A 24,041-nucleotide genomic window follows, 5' to 3' on the forward strand; every position below is an offset into this window, starting at 1 on the left:
GGTCGACAAGTTCGAATACCGCCGCGGCTACAAGTTCTCGACCTACGCCACCTGGTGGATCCGTCAGGCCATCACCCGCTCGATCGCCGACCAGGCGCGGACCATCCGCATCCCGGTCCACATGATCGAGACGATCAACAAGATCGTCCGCACCAGCCGCCAGATGCTGCACGAGATCGGCCGCGAACCGACCCCGGAAGAATTGGCCGAGAAACTGGCCATGCCGCTGGAGAAGGTCCGCAAGGTCCTGAAGATCGCCAAGGAGCCGATCAGCCTCGAGACGCCCATCGGCGACGAGGAAGACTCGCACCTGGGCGACTTCATCGAGGACAAGAACGCCATCCTGCCCATCGACGCGGCCATCCAGAGCAATCTTCGCGAAACAACGACGCGGGTGCTCGCGTCGTTGACCCCGCGCGAGGAAAGGGTCCTGCGCATGCGTTTCGGCATCGGCATGAACACCGACCACACCCTGGAAGAGGTCGGCCAGCAGTTCTCGGTCACCCGCGAACGCATCCGCCAGATCGAGGCCAAGGCCCTGCGCAAGCTGAAGCACCCGAGCCGGTCGCGGAAGCTGCGGAGCTTCCTGGACAGCTGAGGCGCAACGGCGCCAACGAAAACAGAGGGCCGCTCCCGCAAGGGGGCGGCCCTTTTTGCATCTTCCTTCTCCCCTCGTGGGAGAAGGTGTCAGGCGGAGCCTGACGGATGAGGGGGTGGTCGGTCCGCATGCCGGCGGACGGCGTCGAACACGATGTTGGGGTTGGTCAGGACTGCCTCGTTTCCGAACCTCAGAACCACGAAGCCCCGGCGGTTCAGATCGGCGTCCCGCAGCCGGTCCCGCGCCTCGCGCAGCCGGTGAATTCCGCCATCCAGTTCGATCACCAGCTTGAGCTCGTAACAGCAGAAGTCCGCGATCCACGGCCCGATCCGGGTCTGACGGCGAAATTTCAGGCCTTCGAACCGCCGGTCGCGCAGCAGCCTCCACATCGCCGTTTCCGCGAAGGTCATGCCTGCCCGCAGACGTCGTGTCTGGTCCGCCATACCCCTCATCCGTCTCGCTTCGCGAGCCACCTTCTCCCACAAGGGGAGAAGGGCGAAGCCTCCCGGACCGATGTTCGTTCAGGTACAGCGCAAGTACAGCGTCCCGCGGCGCTTCATCACCAAATCGACCAACCCCGAACGGCAACCTGACCAAAATCGCCAGCGGCTCCGACCGATTCTGGCGTACCGGCGGTCCATGATGCGCACATGACAGAGCGACGCGAGATCAAACAGCGGTCCCCGGCGGTGTGGGCCAGGGTCAGGGCGGCCTATCTGGCCGGCGAACCGGCGGCCTCGGTCGCGCGGCGGTTCGACGTCGGCCTCGGCAATCTCAGATATCGGGCCAATGCCGAGGGCTGGACCCGCAAGGCGATGATGGCCCGGGCGGAGACCGAAGAGGCGGATGACGACATCCGGCTGGCGGGTCGCGCGGATCCGGTACTCCCCGCGCCGGCCGAAGCGCCGATCGACATCGACCCGGAAGAGGCGAGCGAGGCCGGCATCCGCCATGCCGCGGCCCTGATCGCCGCCGGGAGGGGCGCCGAGGCGCTCAGCCTGCTGAAGGCGGTTCAGGGACTGGCGCAGACGCTGGAGGCCACGGCGGCGCCCCATGACGAGGAGCCGGAGGCCGATCACTTCGACTACAGGGCCTTGCAGAGACATTCGCTCGAGATGGCGGTGAAGAACGCCGAGGCCATGCTGGGCGACACCGGCTACGGCATCACCTGCGCCTTCGGCCATGCGGCCTATCACTGGCGCGCCGCCAACCTGGGCCCGGAGATCGCCCGACACGATTTCGAACAGGGTGTCAGCGGGGGCTGGGCGGCATCGTACTGGGAGGAAGACGGGACGCTGAAGCCGCTGGATATCCGGCCGCAGCGAAGCTGGTAGGTCAGGCCGCGCGCTTCGCGGCGAGATCGATATGAGCGGAATCGAATGGCCGCCGACCCCTTGTCTCCGCCACACAGTCGCACGAGACCCCTCTCCCGGCGGGAGAGGGCTTGAGGCTCGCAGAGCGAAGCGATGCGCCAGCCGAAAGGGTGAGGGGCTGGCGCTCGAAGTTGCGCACGATCGCCCCGAAACGGCTGACGCCGACTGATCCGCCAGCCCCTCACCCTTTCGCGCAAGAACGACGGCGAGCCGTCGTGCGCTCAAGCCCTCTCCCGCCGGGAGAGGGGGACTATGCCGCGCGCCTGGCGGCGAAGGTCCCGTTGGGCAGGGGGGTGATCTCGGCGTAGCGGACGAGGGTGTTGAGGGCCTGGACCACGCGTTGTTCGATGCCCTTGCCGCCGCGCTTGAAGGCGCGGGAGACGGCGGCGGCGTCCATGGGGCGGCCGGAGGCGACGAGGACGGCGCGGATGGCCATGACCTGTTCGCCCTTGTCCTTCGGGAAGGCGGGCAGGCCCTTGTCGAGGGCGACGACCGTGTCCTGAAGGTCCAGTTCGCCCGACTTCGGTGCGGCGGCGCCCTTGGCGAAGCGCGGGATCTGGTAGTCGGGGCGCAGCCAGCGGACGTGACCGGCGGCCTCTTCGGCCGCGCGCTCGGCGTTCAGGGCGACGAGGCGTTCGAGGATGATTTCGTCGAGCTTTTTGCTTTCGTCATCCTCCGGCGCGAAGCGACCGGGGGACGCTTCGTCATCCTTCGGCCGAGCGAAGCTCGGACCGGGGGAGGCGCCGAAGGCGATCTGTTCACGTGAGGTGTCAGAATCCGGCGTGTGTGACAGGTTCGCGCTCTCGCGCGCCGCTGCGCCCCCCGGTCTCCGCTGCGCTGCGCCGGAGGATGACGAAAGGGAGGGTGAAAGCAGGGGGATCAGGTCGTCCCAGCCGTAGGCCTGCATCGTTGCCCGGTCGATCTGGTCGTGCAGGTCCTTGAGGATCAACACCCGGCCGCGACCCTTGACGTCCTCGTCCTTCGCATCGAGCGGCGTTCCGGCGCGGACCTTCTCCAGCACATTGTAGAGGCCGGTCAGGGTCAGGTCGGGATGTTCGGCCTGAACCGTCTTGCGCGTGGCGTCGAGCTCCTCGCCGAGGTCGCGGAGGGTGGCGCGGATGACCTCGGAAGGGTCGGGGAAGGGGAAGGGGTCGAAGGATTGCTGCTTCACATAGACCGGCCGATCTTCCAACAATCCGCCGGTTGCGCTCGCCCAGACGAGGTGCGCTCGGGAGCTGAGAACTGAGAGCGCTTCGCCGGTGCTGGCCGCAATGGCGATTAGCTTGTTGTCTGGCAGAATGGACTGGTCGAGATACTGAAAGATGCGGTGCTTTGCGGTCTCGACCGTTGCGATGTAACGCGGCACTCCGCTTAAAGCCTTACGTGCCTCGGGAACATTTTCTCCGAAGAGCCACCAGTTTTCTCGCCTATAGGCTCGTGGATTCTGATCCCGCTCTGGCTTCACGTGTTCTAATACATGCTGATAAACCTCAGGGAAATCACGGCGAACGATCTCCGCTGAGAGGCCGAACAGGTCGATAACCATCACTCCACGTGGAGCAGCGGTGAGGTCGCGACCGTTCCGATAATCTCGGATGTGACGCTCCAAGCCAGGGCGAAGTCCGAGACCCAAGTGCTCCGCTTCATTGGGCAAAATGATGAAGCCAGCACCGTGAAGCACCACGCCTCGGGAGGCTAAGCCCGCGTTGGCTAGGAGCTTACCGGCCTTTGCTAGATCGACACCCACCGTAAGGTCCGAGTTGATCCGGCCCTCGCGAGCCTTCATTTCTATCCTCGGATCATCCGTATCGAGAGCCGCCTCAGCGACAATCTCTCGTACCTCGCCGTCATGCGACCCCGCCCGTGCCACGGTCATTCCAATCCGCACCGCCGCGCTATCCTTGGTAGCCTTGGTCCACGGATGGTCCGGTACCGCGAAGATGATCGAGACCGGTGCCTTGGCGTTCAAGTGGCGCTCCATCACCCGGCGCTGGAACACCTGACTGATCGAATTGGTCGTCACGAAGCCGAAACGGAGAAGCGGCGTCTTCTTGCGGGTCAGGAGTTCGGCCGCCCGATCCCACCAGTACATGACGAAGTCGGCGCTCTCGTTCATGTTCTTGTGCACTTTCCACAAGGCCTCGGCATAGCCGGGCATCATGCGGGAGCGCAGGTCCTTGCCACCGATGAACGGCGGGTTCCCGACGATGAACTCCGCAACCGGCCAGTCCGGCCGCCGGGCGTTCGGATAGACCTGGACCGCGACGCCGTCCCGCATCTCGAACTGAAGCTCGGGATAGCCGTCCCAGGTCAGGACGGCGTCCTTCTGCTGGATGTTGCCGAAGGCCTTGAGGATGGGTTCGGCCGGGTGTTCGGAGCGGTTGCGGTAATGCTGTTGCAGATAGCCGATCCACAGCACCAGTTCGGCGATGGCGGCGGCGCGGACGTTCAGCTCGATGCCGAGGAACTGGTGCGGGTCGACGGTCTCGAAACCGATCCCCTCGGTCTCGCCGAGTTCGGCCAGGGCCTCCAGCACCTCGCCCTCCAGCCGTTTCATCAGCTCCAGCGACACATAGAGGAAGTTGCCGGTGCCGCAGGCGGGGTCGAGGACGCGGGTGGTGCAGAGCTGGTGATGGAAGGCGCGCACGGCTTCCACCGCCTCTTTCGGTTCGTTGCGTTCGCGGGCGTCGGCAGCCTTGACCAGGGCCGTGTTCCAGTCGGCGCGCAGGGGCTCCATGACCGTGACCTCGACGAGGCGTTCGACATAGGAGCGGGGGGTGTAGTGGGCGCCCAGCTTGCGCCGTTCGCCCGGCTCCAACGCCTGTTCGACCAGGGTGCCGAAGATGGCGGGCTCGACATAGCGCCAGTCGTGCCGGGCGGCCGCCAGAAGTTCGCCGATCTCTTCGCGGCCCATGGGGAAGGCCTTGGCCTCCTTGAACAGGCTGCCGTTGAAATGCTTCAGGTGCAGGCCGAAGCCGGCATAGAAGCGGTTGTCGTAGTCGGGCGCGTCCATGCTGCGCCACAGGGCCTGGAGCATGGGTGCGAAGCTGTCGGGGTGGTCCAGCTGTTCCTGCAGCAGGGCGGTGAACCGGCCCCGGGGCAGGAGGTCGGTGTCCTCCGCGAACATCGTGAAGATGCAGCGCATCAGGAAATGGGCGACCTCTTCGGGCGGATGTTTGGCCTCCAGACGTTTGGAGACCTCAGCCAGGCGTTCGGCGATCTGGCGCGTGACGCGGGCGGCCTCCCGCGTCGGGTCCAGCGACTGCGGCTCCGTCCAGATGGCGGTGAGCCGTTTGACGACGTCCGGATCGCGCAGGTCCTCCAGCCGGATGCGGAAGCCCTTGCGGTCGGGGAAGTGGGAATAGGCGCGGCCGGAGCCGGAGAAGTCGGCATAGACCTCGAACACATAGCCGACGTCGCAGACGATGATGAAGGGCGGGGCTGGATGGTCGGCGGGCAGGCGGAAGACATAGTCCTCGGCCTGTTTGCGGGCGTTGCGCATCAGCACGTCCCACTTGCCCTCGGAGGCGGCGGTGGAGGCGGCCTCGTCGGCCTTAAACAGGGCCTGCTGGCCGTCGTCACGGTGGGCGGCGCGCGACTGTTTGGCCTCCAGAATGAAGGCCCCCTTCTTGTAGAGGTCGATCCGCAGGGTGGAGGCCGTGCCCTCGGACTCGCGGCGTTTGACGCCCCGTTCGAAGACATAGTCGTTGGTGCGGGTATCGTCGGAGGCGGGGTCGGGACGCGGGAGGTCGAGCGCCTCGCAGAGTTCGGACAGGAACATCTGGTAGTTGGCGCGCTCGGCGCCGCCGCGCGCCTGACTCCAGCGCTGGATGAAGGTCTCGATATCCACGTGCGGCGTTTCCCCTTGGGATGACCTTAGGGTTGCGCGGGCGCTCTGGGAAGGCGGGTCAGCGTCGGCCTGTTCCACCCCCCAAAAAAAGGGGCGGCTCATGCGAGCCGCCCCTGTCAGTTACACCGCGTCGTTCAGTCCGGTGGGGCCAGTCAGAACGGTCGGTAGTTGAGGCCGATGAAGAAGCGGCGGCCGTAGGGGTCGAAGTTGGAATAGAGGGTCTGGGCCAGGGCCGGGCTCTGTTCCGCATCGAAGGCGTTGACGACGCCGACCCGCACCGAGAGGTCTTCACGCACCTTGTAGCGGGCGGTGAAGTCGTTGCGGACGAAGTTGCCGGTGTCGTTGTATTCGGTCTCGCGGTTGTCGGCGTTCAGCACGAAGTCGCGGTTGCGCTGGATGTTGTTGGCCGACTGCCAGTCCGCGGTCCAGTTGACGCTCCAGGTCTCGTTGGGCGTGTAGGTCAGGGACGAGGTGAAGCGGACGTTGGGGTAGAACAGATTGCCCCGGTCGCTGGTGAAGTTGGTCGGAACCGCCGGATCCAGGAAGTTCTCCTGTTCGATCAGCCAGGAGCCGCCGATCGAATAGTCGAGACGACCCCAGGCGCGGCCCATCATCTCGTCGAAGTCGTAGCCGTAGCGGGCCGTGAAATCGAGACCGCGGGTGGTCAGGGCGGCGTAGTTGCCGGCGCCCTCGATGAAGCCGCCGATCGGGTCGTTCGCCGGCGCGCCCAGGCCGAACGGAACGGCCGGGTTGTTGCGGAAGATGACCGCGCAGGCGGCGCTGTTCAGGCCCGGGCCGCTGACGCAGTTGTTGGCGGCGGTCTGGGCCGAGATGAAGGCGATCACCTGGTTGATCTCGATCTCGTAGTAGTCGAGCACCAGGGTGAAGTTCGGGATGAAGCGCGGCTGGAGCACGGCCGAGACGGTGAAGGACTCCGACTCTTCCGGCGTCAGGAAGGGGTTGCCGCCGGTGACGCCGGACACGCCGCCGCCGTCGTACTGCGGGTTGAAGTCATCCGTGTTGGTGGGCGTCGCGCCGTTGAAGTCGAAGGTGCGGCCCTGTTGCGCGGCCAGGGCCGTGCAGTTCGCCACCCGGTTGGCGCGGATGTCCGCGTTCTGGACGATGATGTTGGCCGTGGCGCAGGGGTCGGCGAAGCCGTTGGCGAAGGTCTCGCCCAGGGGGGAGAAGTTCTCGCCCAGGTCCGGCGCGCGGAACGAGGTGTTGAAGCTGGTCTTGAAGGTGATGTCCTCGATCGGACGATAGACCAGGTTGACGCCGTAGACGTCGCCCTTGCCGGCGGTGGTGTAGTCGAACGAGCGGTAGGAGCCGCTGAGCTCGGCGTACTCGCCCAGCCAGGTGTCGCGGAACAGGGGCAGGGAGGCCTCGGCGAAGAATTCGTCGCTCTGGTACTCCGCGGCCGGGAAGTCCGGGCCGCCGTTCAGGAACAGGACGCGGCCGGCGGTCGAGGCGTCGCGACCGACGGCTTCGGTGTATTCGCGGCGGTGCTCATAACCCAGGGCCACGCCGATCGCACCGGCGCCCCAGAAGTCCCACAGCTGGCCGGCGACCGACCCGATGAAGTCTTCCTGTTCGTTGCGCTCGGTGTAGGTGATCTCGGCGTTGATATAGTCGCGCGCGGCCTGGCTCTGGTTGCCGACGCCGAAGACGTTCAGCGGCTGGCACTGGGCCACGGCGGCGGCGCCGACGGCCGAGTCGCGCAGGTCGTTGTTGCCGATCAGATAGTCGTCGACGACCCCGCCCTGGGCGGCGATGACGCGCGAGCGGCAGACGATCGCGCCGCGGGCGCCGAGCACGCCGTTGGTGTCGACGATGGCGTCGGAGGCCAGCAGGACGCGCAGGGCGTCGGTGCCGGTCTCGGTCTCTTCGACGTCGACCTGGCCGTAGGTGTAGGACAGGCTCCAGTCGATGTTCCTGACGAAGCTGAACTGGTCGTAGCTGCCCTGGAGGCCGACGACGTAGCGCTGCAGTTCGCGGGTGCTGATCTGGTTGCGATCCTCGCCGAACAGGGTGTGACGCGCGTAGGGCGCGGCGACGCTGCCGGTCGCGACGCTGGGGGCGTTACGGTCGGTCGAGCTGGGCGGTGCATAGGTGGTGATGCGGTTGGCCAGGATCGCGGACCGCAGGTTGGCCGGCAGGTAGGCGTTGTCCCCGAGGTTGATGCCGTAGACGTTGAAGCCATAGGCTGGCTGGACCTCATTGGTCCCGACCACGCCGTTGCGGATGATGAAGTCGTAGAAGTCGGGCTGGGACGAGAACTCGGTGTCCTCGGTCACGTATTTGGCTTCCGCGAAGGCGGAGATGTCGCTGGTCAGCTGGAAGTTGGCGCCGACCTGGTAACGCTGCGATTCCGACTGGGGTACGCGGGTGATGGTGCTGAAGGTCGCGGGGTTGTCGCCGTCGCCGCCGATGTTGTTCGGCCGGTTGGCGCCCGTCGCGCCGATACGCTCGCCGAAGTTGGCGAGTCGCGCGGTCGTGCCGTCGAAGACATAGGTGCGACCCGGCTCGACCGAATAGCAGGCCGCCGCCGTCAGGCCCGAGAGCGTCAGGCCGCAGTTGGCGTACGGGACGTCGGGATCGTTGAGGGCGCTGGCCTGCTGGTTGTTGGCCAGGGTCGTCTGCCCCCAGCGCGGACGCTGGAGCGTGACATAGTTGGAAAACAGGCGGGTGTCGGTGACGCCGTCATACCGCGTGGCCGCCGGGTCGGCGTCGACGCCGATCAGGCCGCGCGACTCCCGCAGCCAGTCGATGTCCAGCGAGTTGACGGCGTCCAGCGTCTCGTACTCGGCGAAGGCGTAGAGGTTCAGACGATCGTCGAGGAAGTTGTGGCCCAGCAGAGCCGAAATGCGCTGGCTGGCCTCGCCGTCCTGGTTGATCTGGCCGTAGTTGGCGTCGATCTCGAGCCCTTCGAAATCCTTGCGCAGGACGAAGTTGAGCACGCCCGAAACGGCGTCGGCGCCGTAGATCGACGAGGCGCCGCCCGTGACGATCTCGATGTCCTGGATCAGCAGGCGCGGGATGGTGTCGACGTCCACCGACAGGGAGCCGCCGGCAGACCCGACATGGCGACGACCGTCCACCAGCGTCAGGGTCCGGCCGGCGCCGAGCGAGCGGAGGTTGGCGAAGGACAGGCCACCGATGCCGAGGACGCCCGTGGTGTCGGACGGCACCTGGGAGTTCGACAGGGCCGGGATGGTGGCGAGATAGTCGATCACCGTCGACTGTCCCGTGGTCAGCAGCTGCTCGCGCGTGACCTGGATCAGCGGGGTCGGGGCGTTGGTGGGGTCGCGACGAATGCGCGAACCGGTCACGACGATTTCGTCGACCTCGGTCGCCTCGTCCTGGTTGACGTCGATGTCGGCGACCCGCGTGTCGTCAACGGCCGGGGCCTGGGTTCCGGCGGCGGGGGGAAGTTGCGCGTCCTGGGCGAAGGTCGGCAGGGCGAAACCCAGGCTGCCGACGAGAATGGTCGACGCCAGCAGATACTTACGCATAACGAACATTGATGATCCTGAGAACAGTCGGCCATCCGCATATGCCCGGAAACAGCCTGGAAGCGGCCACAAACGGACGAATGTGGTGACAACGTCAAGCGTTGCTGTAACAATTTACACGAAAGTGGGCGAATATATCTCAATTCGGACACACGGCGGCTCTCAGAATAAATCACCGATATTTATGGAACCAAATCCAGTATCGAGAAATCGAGACGAATATTTTTAGATTACTTTGTTATATCGACCGCTGCTTTGGACCGGGAATGGCGTCAGGGGTCACGAAGAAAAGGCGGCGTCTCGTGCGAGACGCCGCCTCCGGAGTTTGGGGGGAACTGCCGGACGTTCCCGGCGGGGCCTCGCGCCTCAGAAGAAGCCGAGCTTGTCGGGGCTGTAGCTGACCAGCAGGTTCTTGGTCTGCTGATAGTGGTCCAGCATCATGCGGTGGTTCTCGCGGCCGATGCCGGACTTCTTGTAGCCGCCGAAAGCCGCGTGGGCCGGATAGTGGTGGTAGCAGTTGGTCCAGACGCGGCCGGCCTCGATGCCGCGACCGGCGCGGTAGGCGGTGTTCATGTCACGGGTCCAGACGCCGGCGCCGAGGCCGTATTCGGTGTCGTTGGCGATCTCGATCGCTTCCTCGAAGGTGCGGAAGGTGGTGACCGACAGGACCGGACCGAAGATCTCCTCCTGGAAGACCCTCATGTCGTTGGTCCCCTTGAAGATGGTCGGTTTGACGTAATAGCCGCCGGCCAGGTCGCCGGAGAGTTCGGGCTGATCGCCGCCGGTCAGGACCTCGGCGCCCTCGGCGCGGCCGATGTCGAGATAGGAGAGGATCTTCTTCAGCTGCACGTCCGAGGCCTGGGCGCCGACCATGGTGTTCGGGTCGAGCGGATCGCCGGCGACGATGGCCTCGACCCGCTTGATCGCCTTCTCCATGAAGGCGTCATAGATGTCCTCGTGGATCAGGGCGCGCGAGGGGCAGGTGCAGACCTCGCCCTGGTTCAGGGCGAACATGGCGAAGCCTTCGAGCGCCTTGTCGAGGAAGGCGTCGTCGTGATCCATCACGTCCTTGAAGAAGATGTTGGGCGACTTGCCGCCGAGCTCAAGGGTGACCGGGATGATGTTCTGCGTCGCATATTCCATGATCTTCTGACCCACGGCGGTCGAGCCGGTGAAGGCGATCTTGGCGATGCGCGGATTGGTGGCCAGCGGCTCGCCGACGGCCTTGCCCGTGCCCGAGACGACGTTGAGGACGCCGGCGGGGATCAGATCCTGGATCAGTTCGATGACCAGCAGGATGGAGGCGGGCGTCTGTTCGGCGGGCTTGAGCACGATGCAGTTGCCGGCCGCGAGGGCGGGGGCCAGCTTCCAGGCGGCCATCAGGATGGGGAAGTTCCAGGGAATGATCTGGCCCACCACGCCCAGGGGTTCGTGGAAGTGATAGGCGACGGTGTCGTTGTCGAGCTGTGAGATCCCGCCTTCCTGGGCGCGGATACAGCCCGCAAAATAGCGGAAGTGATCGATGGCCAGAGGGATGTCGGCGGCGAGGGTCTCGCGCACCGGCTTGCCGTTCTCCCAGGTCTCGGCCTCGGCGATGGCCTGGAGGTTCTGCTCCATGCGGTCGGCGATGCGATTGAGCATGATGGCGCGTTCGGTGACGCTGGTGCGGCCCCAGGCGGCTTTCGCCTTGTGGGCGGCGTCCAGGGCCAGTTCGACGTCGGCGGCGTCGGATTGGGCGACCTCGCACAGGACGCGGCCGTTCACCGGGGACGTGTTCTCGAAATAGCGGCCGCCGACAGGGGCGATCCACTCGCCGCCGATGAAGTTCTCGTAGCGCGGCTTGAACTTCGGCGTCACGGCACGGGCGAATTCGGGCTTGGTCATGGAGGGCTCCTTTGTTTCCAGGCGCGCCGGTTGGTGGCGTCGTCGTTGGCGACAGAAGGGACCCTGGCCGGGGATGGGGGAAGACAGGCTCGCGATGGTGCGGCGCACATGTGTCGCAGGGATGCGACACATCTTCCTTCTCCCCTTGGGGGGAAGGCTTTTACAGACCCAGCCGGTTCAGCTTCCGGTGCAGGGTCGCGCGGCTGACGCCGAGCGCGCGGGCGGCCGCGGAGACGTTGCCGCCGGCGCGGGCCAGGGCGCGGCGGACGGCGCCGCGTTCGGCTTCCAGGAGGTCGGCTTCGGCGGCGCGGCCAAGCAGGTCTGAGGCGGGCAGCTGAGCGGCGATGCGGGCGTCGGTGATCTTGAGCGCCTGACGGGCGGCGCGAGTGGCGCCGATCACCAGATCATCGCGGTCGACGGCCAGGAGGGCGGCCGAGCGGTCGGCGCCGTCTCCCGCCAGCACGATGCGGGCATCGGCGAAGGCCTGACGGAAGGCTTGCGTCTCGATGGCGCGGGCGGCGTCGCCGACTGCGTTGGAGATCAAGCCGAGCATGATCGCCGTGGCGTCGGCGCGGGCGGAGGAGACGTCGAGCGCTCCGGCCAGTCGCCCGAGGTGGTCGTGGATCGGATGGGTGGTGCAGCTGAGGCCGGTGTTCCGCGTATGGAAATGCTGGTCGCGGTGGATGGTGACCGGGCGATGTTCGGCCAGGGCCGTGCCGATGCCGTTGGTGCCCTCGGCGGCTTCGGACCAGTCGGCGCCTGGCCAAAGGCCCCAGAGGTGGAAGGTGTCGTCGTCTACGGGCGCTCCGCGACGGTCCACCGCAATGCCCTCGGCGTCGGTCAGAAGGACGCAGCAGCCGGTGTCGCCGACGGCGAGGAACAGGCGGTCGAGCACGGGCTGCGCCGCGAGGGTCAGAGGTTCCATCGCCTCCCGGGCCTCACGCAGGCGTTCGGCGGTGACGGTGCGGGCGCGGCCGCGATCCTCGGGCGCGAGGCCGTGGACAGTCATGGACCGGCGCCACGAGGCGGCAATCGCAGACCGTGCGGGTCCGGCCCCGTCGTCGAGCGCCTGCCGGATCCGGTCCGGGTGGTCTGCGTCCGCCCTTGAGTCCACGTCTGCTCCGTGGCTTCGATCTGCCCGCAGCAAAGGCCCGATCGAGCCCGGTGTAAAGCGGAGCGGTCTTTTTCCTGCGAAGGCGGGTGATCCGCCCAGCCTCGCCGCCCGCGGGGCGTCAGCTCTCGAAGATGGGCTGGAAGCCGCCCCACATCATGCGCTTGCCGTCGAAGGGCATGTCCATGCCCTCGAAGCGAGGGTCTTCCATCATCTTCTGCCAGGCGGCGTCTGCGGTCGCCTTGTCCGGCCATTTGAGCCAGGAGAAGACGACCGCCTCACCGTCTTCCAGCTTTACGGCCATAGGGAAGCTGGTGGTCTCTCCGGTGGGGACGTTGTCGCCCCAGGTCTCGACATGTTCGAGGGCGCCGAACTCCTTGAACAGGGGCCAGCTCATCTCGGCGGACTTGATGTAGCGGTCCTTGTTCGCAGCAGGGACTGGGATCAGGAAGCCGGTGACGTAGGGCATTCTGGTTCTCCTTCAGAGGGGGGCTGGTGGCCCTATGCTCGGCTCGCGGAGCCTCGCGACTTGAGGGCCGGTGGGTAGAGGGGGGCTCAGTCGGGCGTCTTGCAAGAAGGCGTCAGCAGGCCGCTTCGGCGGCGGCCTCGAGGGCGGCGATGTCGATCTTGCGCATCGCCATCATGGCGGCGAAAGCGGCCTTCGCGCGGGCGGGGCTCTCGTCGTAGAATTGCATCAGCCGCTTCGGGGTGATCTGCCAGCTGACGCCCCAGCGGTCCTTGCACCAGCCGCACTGGCTTTCCTGGCCGCCGGCGCCGACGATGGCGTTCCACAGTCGGTCGGTTTCGGCCTGGTCGTCGGTGTAGATCTGGAACGAGACGGCCTCGGTCTGGGGGAACCGGGGGCCGCCGTTAAGGCCAAGGAAGCTCCGGCCGGCGAGGGTAAATGCCACCGTCAGTTCCTCGCCCGCCTTCGAAGACGGGTTGTCGACTGGGCTGTCATGACGGGCGTCGATGTGACTGTCGGGCAGGCCGAGGGAGACATAGAACTCTGCGGCCGCGCGGGCCTGTCCGAGGTCGTACCAGATGCAGGGGGTAATCTTGTCAGGCACCGGATCCTCCTTTTTGGCCCTCTGGTCGGCTCGCGGAGCCTCCCGAATTGAGGACGGGGCCACTGTAGCGAATGCGGCCGGAGGATTCGAGTTCGCCGAACGAACCTAGGCGAGGATGTCCAGAAGGGCGCCGGCCATGTCGTCGGCGGTCCTGAGTACGGCGAGATTGGCCGAGACGGAGGCCTTGGCCTCGATCCGTTCGACCATCTCGGCCTCGAGATTGTCGAGCGGGGCGTTCGACGTTCTCAGGGCGCTCTGTTCGAACCGGGCCGTGGCCGAGGCCAGACCTCCGGCGGCGATCGCGGAGGCGATCACCGCGAGATCCTGAGGTTCTCGATAGCCCCGGCGATACGGTCGAAGGCTGCGCCGATGCCCCCTGCATTGTCGACCGGGAAATAGTGGTCGTCGTCGGTGGCGCAGCGGCGCAGCAGGGTCTGGGCCGTGCCGTCGACCTGGACGGCGACGGTGTACACCTCGATGTCCTGATCCTTCATGTTGCCGCACATGTCCTCGACGCCCGCGGTCGGATGGTCGAAGCGGTTGTCCATGGCGGTGCGGCGCTGGGAGTCGCTGCCGGAGGTGATGCCGAGGCGGTTCTGATAGATGTAGCCCATGCCGCTGTAGGTCCCGCGGTTGGGGTTGCTGGCGTCGCTCATGACGTTCTCCCCATCGGTCATGATGATGATGATCTTGGTCAGCCGCTCGGTGCCATAGGCCCGGCCGTCGCCGAACGGGGCGTTGGGCGACAGGGTGTGCCAGCCCCACATCGTGCCCAGGGGGACGTTGGTGTTGCCGCTGGCGATCATGTTGTTCACCGCTGTGCGCAGGGCGTCATAGTCGTCGGTGAGCCGGATCAGGGGTTGAAGATTGCAGCCGCGGTTCGGACCCCAGGACGTACTGTACGATCCCGATCGCTTGTAGGCCGACGCGTATTTGGTGCGGTTGCGCAGGCGCAAACCCCACTCGTTCTCGCGGGCTGTCGTGCTGGCGAAGGTGCTGTTGTTCCCGTTGCGGGCGTCCTCGAGATAGTCGTTGCCCTCGTCGGCGTAGTTCACCCAGGTCCAGTCGTTCGGATAGTCGCCTTCGTCCGGCTGGTCCGGAGCGAAATAGGGCACGAACAAGCGGGTCTGGGTGGAGCCCGAGGGCCCGTCGTCGCGGATGTCGTACGGCGCCGGCCGGGACTCGACGCAGCCGCCCCAGGTGGCGCCGATGTCGCCGAACAGGGTGAAACGCCCGCGCGCCGCGCTGAACAGGCTGGTCGGGTTCGATGAGGCGTTCCAGGCGCCGCCGCCCGTGTGGGTCGTGGCATTGGACATATAGCTGGGCACGGTGTTCGAGCCGCCGGCGGAGATCCGCACCGTCTGGGAGAACGGGACCAGCGAGATCTTGATCGCGTCCGGTTCGATCGACCGGCTGTCGGCCGCCTCCAGACGGTCGATCAGGTCGATCGCGGCGGCCTTGGTGTTGGTCAGTTTCGCCCCCGACATGGAGCCGGTGTTGTCGAGCACCAGGGCGACCTCGACCCGGTTGTTGGAGCGTAGCACCTCGGAACGGGCGCCGACGGGGATCTGGTCGCCCGTGCCGCGACCCACCATCGGCAGGATGATGTTGGCGACGAGGGCCGTGACATTGACCTTGGCGTCGCCGACCACGGCGCCGGTGCTGGTGTCCAGAGCGAAGGTCGTCTGGGCGGTCAGCAGGGTGATGTCGCTATAGGGCGCAAGGTTGGCGCGGAGCGAGGCCAGGCCCACGCGGGTGATGTCGGTATTGCCGGTGTAGGGCGACCGGGCGGCGGCCAGGGTGGCGGCGTCGAGGGCGTCCTGAAGGTTGGCCTTCACGGTCGAGGCGCGGTGGATGTCGATGCCGCCGAAAGTGATGAGCAACAGCACCGGGATCACGAAGGCCGAGATCATGGCGATGTTGCCGCGCGTGTCGGAGGCGAAACGGCGTGCGACGTCCCGCAGTCGACGGTTCCTCCGGTTCTCGATCGTCATGGCCCACCCGTGCGCGCGGCGGTCCCGGACGAAGGACCGCAATCGACCTCGTCTAGCGCGTGACGGTTAAGGCTTAGTCGCAGAGGGAGGGTTAATCCTCATCAGCGGAGGACGCAGGCCGCCAGGCCTTCGTTGCGCACGACGCGGGCGTTGGCCTGGACGCCGGCAGCGCGCCTGCGGACATAGGGACCGGGAGCGCCGGCGTTGTAGCGGCGCGGGCTGGGCAGGATGGCGGCGATCCGGGCCGCCTCGCGCGGGGTCAGGTCGGCGGCGGACTTGCCGAACCAGTGCTGGGCGGCGGCTTCCGCGCCGAAGACTCCCGGCCCCATCTCGGCGACGTTCAGATAGACCTCCATGATCCGGCGCTTGGACCAGACCGTCTCGATCATCAGGGTGTAGCCGGCCTCAAGGCCTTTGCGGATCCAGTCGCGGCCGGGCCAGAGGAAGACGTTCTTGGCGGTCTGCTGCGAGATGGTGGAGCCGCCACGGATCTTTCGCCCGCGCTCGTTGTTCTGCAGGGCCTTTTCGATGGCCTCCAGGTCGAAGCCGCTGTGGCTGCAGAAGCGGGCGTCCTCGGCGGCGATGGCGGCGACGACAAGGTTTGGCGAGATCCGGTCCAGCGAGCGCCAGCGATAGTCGAGCCCGTGGCCGGCCAGGAATTCGCGCGCCATCAGGATGGTCAGGGGCGGGGGGGCGACCGCGTGGATCAGGACCCCGCCGACCGGCAGGGCGGCGAGCACCATGAGGGCGGTCAGGATCGGTCGGCGCCTGCGACGCCGGGGCTGTGTGTCCGTCATGATCCCTCCCGGGCCGGAGTTTTGGCCGGGAAGCGTGGCCATGCAAGGGCAGGCCTATTTCGCGTTGACGTCCCAAAGGAAGATGACGGCGAAGGCGCCGAGGGCGAGCAGGACCAGAATGCCGACGGCCATGCAGCCGAAGGCCAGTCTCGGCGTCTCGCCTCCCCGTCGACCCGGCATCAGGACCCCCCGTTCGCGACGACGATAGGGTGCGTCGGCGCGGAGTGTCGAGGTTCAGAGGTCGTGGACGCCGGCGTTTCCGTCCTCGTCGGCCCAGGCCACGCGGGTCGCATCGGGGCTCAGGGCCAGGGCGACGATCGGGGCGCCCTTCTCGGCCTTGATGAAGTTGAGGCCATGGCCAGCCGGATCGGCGACCCAGACGCGGCCGTCGGCCAGGCCCGCGGCGAGGCGGCCGTGGGGGTTCGAGGCGGCGACGAGGTTGACGAGGGTGGTGTCGTCGAAGCCGATCTCCGAGGCCTCGCGCCCCATCGGGCCGTTGGCGCCGTCGAACGGCCAGAGGACCGCGCCCTGGGCCCCGGAGGTGGCCAGCAGCCGGCCTTTGGCCATGAAGGCGACCGAGCGGATCTTGGACGGATAGCCGCCCATCCGCATGTTTTTGGCGTCCTTCAGCCGCCAACCGTGAAGCTGGGCGTCCTGCATCATGGTGACCACGAAGGCGCCGTCGGGCGAGAAGGCGACGCCGGTGTGCGACCCGGCCCAGCCCAGTTTGGTCGGCTTCTGGTCGGCGATCCGGGCGTACCAGAGCCAGGCCCCGCCATAGGTCGAGGCCGCGATGCGACGGCCCTTGGGATCGAAGGCGACGCCGGAGACGGTGCGCTCATGGACGAAGTCGCGGCGGAAGCCTGCGTCGGTCGCATCGATCACCGACAGGGTCTTGCCCGCCGAGAAGGCGATCAGCTTCGTCTCTGACGAGGCGTCGATGGAATCGATCCACTGCCCCCCCTTTGAGGTGGCGAGGACGCCCGCCTCGCCCTTTCGGCTCCAGATGACCCGGCCGTCGTCGCCGCCGGTGACCAGGCCGTCGCCGGAAGGGTGGACCACGGCGCACAGGATCGCGCCGTCATGGACAGCGTCGAAGGTCCGGTCTTCGAACCGCACGGAGCCGTCTCCGAGGGCGAAGACCGCGCCGGAGGATTCGAAATGGGCCGAGGTGACCTGGGCGTCGAAGGTGAAGGTGGGCATGGGGCTCAGTCTGTTGGCGCGCGGGCGTTCAGACCGAGCTTTTTCAATCGGGTTATGGCGCGGCGGTCGAAAGAAACGAAGATGTCGGCGCCGAGCTGGCGACCCTGTTCAGCGATGACGCCATCAGCGAAGTCCGCGCCGGCCCGGAGAAGCGACAGGCCTGTTCGCACGCAGGCCTGGTCCATTGAGAAGCGAGGCTGATCGAGAAGGCCTTCGACGAAATAGGCGATGCTCTCCCGATCGACCCGGTAGTGGGCCCGGAGCACCCAGACGAGTTCGCAAAGCGCTGGAAGGCTGAGGATCACCTCGGCGGCCTGATCAACTTCCTGGCGGGCCTGCGCTGTCTGTTCCGGCGTGTCGTCTATGAAGAGGCGAACCAGAACATTGGTGTCAATCGCGATCGTCAAGCTCGCCTGCCCATCCCTTGGCGATGAGTGCGTCCATCTCGTCGATGGAAAGCGGCGGCGTGCCAGGCGGAATTTTAAGACGACCGCTGATCGCGTCCCAGTCGATGGGCTTTCGATCGCCTTGCGACGGCGAGACGACCCGCACCTCGACTTCGAGAGTGTCACCCGCGCGAGCGCCTGCACTCTCGAGAAGCGCCTTGCGGAGCGTGACTTCGCCATTCGCGTCGACAACGACCATCGTCATCCGGCCAGTCTACCTCCCGGCACGACCCGCCTCAAGCCGCGCAGCTTTCGAAGCCCGCCCGGATCGCGGCCTCGTCAAGGTCGCGGCCGATGAAGACGGCGCGGGACCAGCGGCGTTCGGCGGCGCCCCACTCGCGCTGGAGGTCGCCCTCCAGGATCATGTGGACGGCCTGGAAGACGAGGCGTCTGTCCTCCCCCTCGACATTGATGATGCCCTTGGCGCGCAGGATGTCCTGGCCCTTCTCGCCCAGCAGCTTGTCGAGCCAGGCGGTGAATTTCACGCCGTTCATGGGGCGGTCGAGCGACAGGGAGATGCCCTTGATGTCGTCGGCATGATTGTGCCCGCGCGGACCGGGACCGGACGTCGAAACACCGTCCGAACCGTCCGAACCGTCCGGTCCATCCGCATGGTCGTGCCCGTGACGGGCGTGATCGTGCTCATGATGATCGTGGTCGTGGCCGCAGTGTTCATCGTGGACATGGCCGGCCTCGCCATGGGCGGGGTTGGCGAACTCCGGATTGATGTCGAGGATCCGCTCGAGGTCGAAACCGTGCAGGCCGAGGACCTGGTCGAGCGGCACATTGGCCCGTTCGGCGCGGGTGATAGGGGCGAGCGGGTTCAGCTTGCGCAGGCGTTGTTCGACGGCGACCAGTTCGGCCTCGCCGACCAGGTCGGTCTTGTTGAGGATAATGCGGTCGGCGAAGGCGACCTGTTCGCGGGCCTCCTTGGAGTCGTCGAGCCGGGCCATCACGTGTTTGGCGTCGACCAGGGCGGTGACGCTGTCGAGGGTGGTCTTGGCCTTGACGTCCTCGTCGACGAAGAAGGTCTGGGCGACTGGGCCGGGGTCGGCGAGGCCCGTGGTCTCGACGATGATGGCGTCGAAGGCGGGGGCGCCCGGCTTCTGGCGCTTCATCAGGCCGGCGACGACGCGGATCAGGTCGCCGCGCACCGTGCAGCAGACACAGCCGTTGTTCATCTCGAACACGTCCTCGTCGGCGCCGACCACGAGGTCGTTGTCGATGCCGATCTCGCCGAACTCGTTGACGATGACGGCGTACCGCTTGCCGTGGTCCTCGGTCAGGATGCGGTTGAGCAGGGTGGTCTTGCCCGCGCCGAGATAGCCGGTGAGGACGGTGACGGGGATTTTGCCGGAGGTGGCGCTGGCGGTGGTGTCGGTCATGGGCGCTAGATGGCGGCTGGTGTCCGGGAATGGAAGTCCCTCTCCCGCCGGGAGAGGGAAGTCAGCAGGTCGGGCAGTCCGGCATGACGTCGGTCTCGAGCTGGAGCGTCGTGTGGGCGATGGCGAACCTCGTCTTCGCCAGGGTCTGGGCCTCGGCCAGCAGGGCGCGGGGGTCGCCGCGGTCGTGGACGAGGTGGGCGGTCAGGGCGGTGGTCGTCGTCGACAGGTTCCAGACGTGCAGGTCGTGGACGGCGCGGACTCCGGGCAGGGCGACGAGGGCCTCCCGCACCGCCGTGACATCGACCGAGCCGGGGGCGGCGTCCATGGCGAGGCCGACCGAATCCTTCAGCAGGCCCCAGGTGCCCCACAGGATGACGGCGACGATCACGATCGACACGACGGGATCGAGGATCGACCAGCCGGTGAACATGATGATCGCGCCCGAGAGAACCACGCCGATCGACACCCCGGCGTCGGCCATCATGTGCAGATAGGCGCCGCGCGCGTTCAGGTCCGAATGCTGGTCGCGCATGAACATCAGCGCCGTGCCGAGGTTGATGACGAAGCCGATGCCGGCGACGATCATGATGACGCCCGACTGGACCGGGGCGGGGTCGGCCAGGCGCTGGAGGGCCTCGAAGGCGATGGCCCCGCAGGCGAAGATGAGCAGGAGGGCGTTGGCCAGGGCGGCGAGAATGGTCGCCTTGCCGAAGCCGTAGGTCAGCTGTTTGCCCGCCGCGCGACGGGCGAGGACGGCCGCGCCCCCGGCCATGGCGAGCCCGAGGACATCGGACAGATTGTGCCCGGCGTCGGCCAGAAGGGCGGTCGAGCCGGAATAGAGGCCGGCCCCGAATTCGCAGGCGACGAAGGCGAGGTTGACGATCAGGCCGACGAGGTAGCGCCAGTCGCCGGTGTCGACGGGCCCGTGGGCGTGACCGTGATGGCCGTGGGAATGACCGTGGCCATGCGAATGGTCGTGACCGTGGTGGTTATGCCCACTGTGGTCATGGTCGTGATGGGCGTGGTCGTGGGAAGCCATCCGGCTACCCTAGTGCTGGTGCAGCACGACGAGAAGGCCGATCGCGATCAGGGCGAGGCCGAGGATGGCGCCCTCGTAGCGCGCCCATCGCTCCAGCCTGAGCACCGAGGCGCCCGCGCGGGCCAGGGTGGTGAAGGTGGCCATGCCGAGAATGGTGCCGACGGCGAACACGAGCACCAGCAGGGCGAGGGCCCCGACGCCTTCCTGGGCCGAAGACATATAGATGGGCAGCAGCACCTCGCCCGGCGACAGGGCCATGACGGCGACCAGACCCCAGAAGGCCGTCGCATGGCCGACCGTGGGCTCGGCCAGATCGAGGGCGGGCCCTCCGGCCATGACCGGGCGGCGGATGGCCGACTTGATCAGGTAGAAGCCGCCGAAGCCGAACAGGAGGACGGCGGACAGGTGGGGCAGCAGGCCCGCCACCAGTTCGTCCAGGGCCAGGCCTGCGGCGACGATCAGTGAGCCGACCAGGGCGGTGGTGGCGATATGGGCCAGACCGGCGGCGCTGACCGCCATAAGGCTGCGCGGCAGGCTCCAGCGCTGGGCGCGGCCGACCAGGACGAAGGGCAGCCAGTGGGTCGGCAGGGCCGCATGCAGAAAGGCCGCCGCGAATCCGCCCCCCAGAAGGGACCACAGGACCGGCTGTTCGAGATCGGGCGGCGACATTGACCCCGCTATAGCGTGTTACTTTATAACGGTCGAGGGGTTTCGTCGCTGATTGCGATCGAGGGGGTCTCGACGATCGCCCAGACCTCGGGGACGGCCAGCGGCCGGTCGCAGACGGCTTCCAGCGTCCGGCCGTCGCGGGCGCCGTAGCGGACGGGCAGGTTCCGGGCGCAGCGCGCCTGGACGGCGTCGAACATGGCGCGGCTGGCCTGTTGCGGATCATAACCTTCGACCGTGTCGATGACCGGCTCGCCGGACAGGACCCCGCAGTCGGCTCCATCCAGCTTCAGCGCGCCGGGGGTGTCGTAGAAGCCCCGCGGACCGGAGCAGTTGCGAGCGGCGACGTGCATCAGGGCGGCGGCGCGCAGATCCTCATCATCGGGGCGGTTGTCGAGGGTCACGCCAAGGCTGGTGAGGCGCGTCTTGATCATCGCCCAGCGGGTGGCGCCGGGGCCGTCGAGCAGGACCGCGACGGCGCTGTCCGGACCGATCAGGGCGCGGAAATCGCTGACGCCATAGCCGGTCGGGCTGAGACGAGCGGCGTCAAGCAGGGCCTTCCAGAGGGTGAAGACGTCGCCGCTTCCGGCCTTGCGGGCTTCAAGATCGGCGATCCACTGGATCAGGACGCCGCAGTCGTAGGGACCGTCGCCGGACTGCAGACGGGCGGGATCGAGATCGCGGTCCCCGAGGGTGTGACGGCAGCCGTTCAGGCGCCGCGTGATGCGCGCCCGGGCATCGGACTCGTCCATGGCTCCGGTGGAGACCGCGCCGATCAGGGCCGCATAGTCGGCACCGCCCTCGTGCAGCCAGGGCGCCGTGTCCTCGTCGCGGGATTCCACGCTGTGGCCGTTCCACAGGTGGAAGGTCTCGTGCCAGACAAAGGGAGTCACGTCTTCGATCGTCTGGCGCCAGGCGTCGCCCCGGAAGCGGACGGAGATGACCCCCGTGTCGGTGACGTCACCCCGGAAGGTGGGAGGGCCGGGGCTGTCGATGCTGCCGATCAAGACAGAATGGAATGGCAGTCCGGTGCCGAGCCGCGCCTCATAGAAGGCCAGGGAGTCGAACAGGCTGCGGCGCAGGGACCGGACCAGTTCCGGGTCGACATTGGCGCCGGTGACGACGGTGCCGCCCGCGTCGGTCGCGATGTCGGAGGCGGGCCCGACATAGGCGTAGCCGTCGATGGCGCGGGCGTCGGGCAGGGCGGCCTCTCCGGGCGCGAGTTCGAACGACAGGGTGGTGGGAACGCCCTCCAGCTTCAGTCCGGGCCCGTAGACGACGCGGCCCTCGCCGGCGAGGCTGAGGCCCATATAGATGCGATCGACCTCGGCGGCGTCAGGGCGGATCTGGAGTTCGAACGCGTCGAACGGCTTGTCGCCGGTGATCGCGCCGTCGGCGAGGGTCAGACCCGGGGTGGTCACGGTCCACAGGGTGCGGATGGTGTCGTGGTCGGAGAAGGCGACGCGAGTGACCGGGCGGGGCAGGGTGTAGCGAACCGTGACACCCGCATCGGTGTCCGAGGCGACGGCCTGGGCGACAGGCGTGTCCTGGGCGGTCGCGTCGGTCGTGAATACCGCCAAGGCGAGCGCGGCGGCGACTGTGAACGGTTTCAGCATGGCGCGGTCCCCCGAAGCTCCACGACCGGGACTGTGGCTGATGAGTTGTGGCGAGGTCTGGGCGGACTCCTTACCCTTTCGTCATTCTGCGGCTCCGCGGCCCGGGCCCCGGAATGACGAAAGAGGCCTCACCGATACAGGCTGCCCCGGTCCAGCGGCAGGCCGCTCGGGCCGGCGCGGCGGCGCTGGGCGACCGTCTGGTAGACGAGGATGGAGCCGCGCTCGAAGCCCTTGGCGCACATGGCGAAGAAGATGAGCCACAGGCGGGTGCGTTCCTCCCCGACCAGGGCGACGGCCTCGTCGCGGCGGGCCATCAGGCGGCGGGACCATTCGGCGGTGGTGGCCTGGAAATGTTCGCGCAGGTCCTCGACGTCCAGAACCTCGAAACCGAGGCGGCCGAGGTTGGTCACGGTCATGCCGATGGTGTCCAGCTCTCCGCCCGGGAAGATGAAGCGGCCAATGGTGCGGGTCGCATTGGTCTGGGGGGTGATGTTGCCGGGATCGCGGCCGCCGCGCCGGGTCGAGGCCTGGTGGAAATAGAGGCCGCCCGGCTTCAGCAGCCGATGCATTTCGAGGAAGTGGCGGTCGTGGTTGGCGAAGCCGACGTGTTCGAACATCTCGACCTGGGAGATGGCGTCGAAATGGTCGCGCATCATCAGGTCGCGGTAGTCCTTGAGCTCCAGGGTGATCCTGTCCTGCAGGCCGAGGCGGGCGACCTTGGCCTCGGCGAAGGCGAGCTGTTCCTCCGACAGGGTCACGCCGTGGACGGAGACTCCATAATGCTGCGCGGCCCAGCAGGAGAGCCCGCCCCAGCCGCAACCGACGTCGAGCAGCTTCTGGCCGGGCTTGAGGCGCAGCTTGCGGCAGATGAGGTCCAGCTTGCGGGTCTGGGCGTCTTCCAGCGACTGGTCCGGGTCGGCGTAGGAGGCGCTGGAATAGACCATCTCCGGATCCAGGAAGAGGCCGTAGAAGTCGTTGCCCACGTCGTAATGGAAGGAGATGAAGTCTTTGTCCTTGCGCGCGGACTTGTCCCGGCGCTGGCCGGCTTCTCCGGTGGGGTCGTAGGCGGCGTCGCCGACGCTGCGTTTCGACCCGGCCATCAGGAAGGGAATCAGTTCGCGCGCGATCAGACCCTTGTCGACCCGGCGCGGCAGGTGGACGGCACGGCCGTGGTCCCAGCGGTCGGCGGCCTCCAGCGGCGACCCGCCCTCGATGCGGATATCGCCGGTGGCGTAGAGCTCGAACAGGGTCATCAGGCCGGGCTTGAGCACCAGACGACGGACGGCGGACGGGTCGGAGAGCACAATGCGGATGTCGTCGCGCGCCTTCGGGCCGAGGGGAATGACCTCGCCGGTCCAGAGCTCAAGCGACAGGTCGGCCTGCAGATGCCCGGCTATATGGGAGGCGATGCGGCGGGCGGCGGTGACCCGGCGGTCGATCGTCTGGGTCATGGCAAGGGTCCCTCGTAGCGCGGCTTCGTCTTTGCACGGCGGGTGA

Annotated in this window: 21 protein-coding genes; 2 read left to right on the plus strand and 19 right to left on the minus strand. The window is 67.1% G+C overall.

All coding sequences use genetic code 11. The annotated features are described in order from the left end of the window. Positions 1 to 598 (plus strand): sigma-70 family RNA polymerase sigma factor (locus Q0044_RS05620; protein ID WP_298160574.1); only part of this gene is annotated, 598 nt, incomplete at its 5' end. An 89-nt stretch (positions 599 to 687) separates the two neighbouring features. Here Q0044_RS05620 and Q0044_RS05625 read toward each other — a convergent pair. Then, entirely contained in the window at positions 688 to 1,041 is a 354-nt protein-coding gene (locus tag Q0044_RS05625) for an endonuclease domain-containing protein (protein ID WP_298160576.1), read from the minus strand. A gap of 207 nt (positions 1,042 to 1,248) precedes the next feature. Here Q0044_RS05625 and Q0044_RS05630 point away from each other — a divergent pair, with 207 nt between their 5' ends. After that, positions 1,249 to 1,932, plus strand: a complete 684-nt coding sequence (locus tag Q0044_RS05630) for a hypothetical protein (RefSeq protein ID WP_298160577.1) — start codon at positions 1,249 to 1,251, stop codon at positions 1,930 to 1,932. 289 nt (positions 1,933 to 2,221) lie between these two features. Here Q0044_RS05630 and Q0044_RS05635 read toward each other — a convergent pair whose 3' ends face one another. From Q0044_RS05635 to Q0044_RS05720, 18 genes are all read right to left on the minus strand, one after another. Then, positions 2,222 to 5,821, minus strand: a complete 3,600-nt coding sequence (locus Q0044_RS05635; protein ID WP_298160580.1) for a class I SAM-dependent DNA methyltransferase — start codon at positions 5,819 to 5,821, stop codon at positions 2,222 to 2,224. A 152-nt stretch (positions 5,822 to 5,973) separates the two neighbouring features. After that, positions 5,974 to 9,333, minus strand: coding sequence for a TonB-dependent receptor domain-containing protein (locus Q0044_RS05640; RefSeq protein ID WP_298160581.1), 3,360 nt, complete (start codon positions 9,331 to 9,333; stop codon positions 5,974 to 5,976). A gap of 366 nt (positions 9,334 to 9,699) precedes the next feature. Then, positions 9,700 to 11,217: an acetaldehyde dehydrogenase ExaC gene (gene exaC / locus Q0044_RS05645; protein ID WP_298160582.1), complete on the minus strand. Its 1,518-nt coding sequence runs from the start codon at positions 11,215 to 11,217 to the stop codon at positions 9,700 to 9,702. Positions 11,218 to 11,377: 160 nt separating this feature from the next. Then, positions 11,378 to 12,331, minus strand: coding sequence for a GAF domain-containing protein (locus Q0044_RS05650; protein WP_524536150.1), 954 nt, complete (start codon positions 12,329 to 12,331; stop codon positions 11,378 to 11,380). 118 nt (positions 12,332 to 12,449) lie between these two features. Beyond that, entirely contained in the window at positions 12,450 to 12,797 is a 348-nt protein-coding gene (locus Q0044_RS05655) for a DUF1428 domain-containing protein (RefSeq protein WP_298160586.1), read from the minus strand. Between the two features lie 112 nt (positions 12,798 to 12,909). Further along, positions 12,910 to 13,398, minus strand: a complete 489-nt coding sequence (locus Q0044_RS05660) for a VOC family protein (protein WP_298160588.1) — start codon at positions 13,396 to 13,398, stop codon at positions 12,910 to 12,912. A 105-nt stretch (positions 13,399 to 13,503) separates the two neighbouring features. After that, positions 13,504 to 13,713, minus strand: coding sequence for a flagellar hook protein FlgE (locus Q0044_RS05665; protein WP_298160590.1), 210 nt, complete (start codon positions 13,711 to 13,713; stop codon positions 13,504 to 13,506). Then, complete coding sequence (locus Q0044_RS05670; protein ID WP_298160592.1) at positions 13,710 to 15,392, minus strand: TadE/TadG family type IV pilus assembly protein; 1,683 nt, start codon at positions 15,390 to 15,392, stop codon at positions 13,710 to 13,712. The genes Q0044_RS05665 and Q0044_RS05670 overlap by 4 nt, the downstream gene beginning before the upstream one ends. Before the next feature lie 101 nt (positions 15,393 to 15,493). After that, the gene (gene mtgA / locus Q0044_RS05675) at positions 15,494 to 16,189 is read right to left on the minus strand and encodes a monofunctional biosynthetic peptidoglycan transglycosylase (RefSeq protein WP_298160594.1); all 696 of its coding nucleotides are present in this window, start codon (positions 16,187 to 16,189) and stop codon (positions 15,494 to 15,496) included. Between the two features lie 54 nt (positions 16,190 to 16,243). After that, a complete protein-coding gene (locus tag Q0044_RS05680; protein ID WP_298160595.1) occupies positions 16,244 to 16,369 on the minus strand; it encodes a hypothetical protein in 126 nt (41 codons plus the stop codon). A 54-nt stretch (positions 16,370 to 16,423) separates the two neighbouring features. Then, positions 16,424 to 17,392: a WD40 repeat domain-containing protein gene (locus Q0044_RS05685; RefSeq protein WP_298160597.1), complete on the minus strand. Its 969-nt coding sequence runs from the start codon at positions 17,390 to 17,392 to the stop codon at positions 16,424 to 16,426. A gap of 5 nt (positions 17,393 to 17,397) precedes the next feature. Beyond that, positions 17,398 to 17,799: a type II toxin-antitoxin system VapC family toxin gene (locus tag Q0044_RS05690; RefSeq protein ID WP_298160599.1), complete on the minus strand. Its 402-nt coding sequence runs from the start codon at positions 17,797 to 17,799 to the stop codon at positions 17,398 to 17,400. Next, positions 17,783 to 18,043, minus strand: coding sequence for a hypothetical protein (locus Q0044_RS05695; protein ID WP_298160601.1), 261 nt, complete (start codon positions 18,041 to 18,043; stop codon positions 17,783 to 17,785). The genes Q0044_RS05690 and Q0044_RS05695 overlap by 17 nt, the downstream gene beginning before the upstream one ends. A 31-nt stretch (positions 18,044 to 18,074) precedes the next feature. Continuing rightward, positions 18,075 to 19,223 (minus strand): CobW family GTP-binding protein, encoded by a 1,149-nt coding sequence (locus Q0044_RS05700; RefSeq protein ID WP_298160604.1) that lies wholly within the window; start codon positions 19,221 to 19,223, stop codon positions 18,075 to 18,077. A 61-nt stretch (positions 19,224 to 19,284) separates the two neighbouring features. Continuing rightward, entirely contained in the window at positions 19,285 to 20,262 is a 978-nt protein-coding gene (locus Q0044_RS05705; RefSeq protein WP_298160605.1) for a cation diffusion facilitator family transporter, read from the minus strand. Between the two features lie 9 nt (positions 20,263 to 20,271). Beyond that, positions 20,272 to 20,931, minus strand: a complete 660-nt coding sequence (locus Q0044_RS05710) for a hypothetical protein (protein ID WP_298160613.1) — start codon at positions 20,929 to 20,931, stop codon at positions 20,272 to 20,274. 23 nt (positions 20,932 to 20,954) lie between these two features. Continuing rightward, complete coding sequence (locus Q0044_RS05715) at positions 20,955 to 22,544, minus strand: hypothetical protein (protein WP_298160614.1); 1,590 nt, start codon at positions 22,542 to 22,544, stop codon at positions 20,955 to 20,957. Positions 22,545 to 22,672: 128 nt separating this feature from the next. Continuing rightward, the gene (locus Q0044_RS05720; RefSeq protein WP_298160616.1) at positions 22,673 to 23,995 is read right to left on the minus strand and encodes an SAM-dependent methyltransferase; all 1,323 of its coding nucleotides are present in this window, start codon (positions 23,993 to 23,995) and stop codon (positions 22,673 to 22,675) included. Positions 23,996 to 24,041: the final 46 nt, after the last annotated feature.

Origin of the sequence: Brevundimonas sp., from assembly GCF_027484365.1 — a bacterium.
Lineage (GTDB): Bacteria > Pseudomonadota > Alphaproteobacteria > Caulobacterales > Caulobacteraceae > Brevundimonas.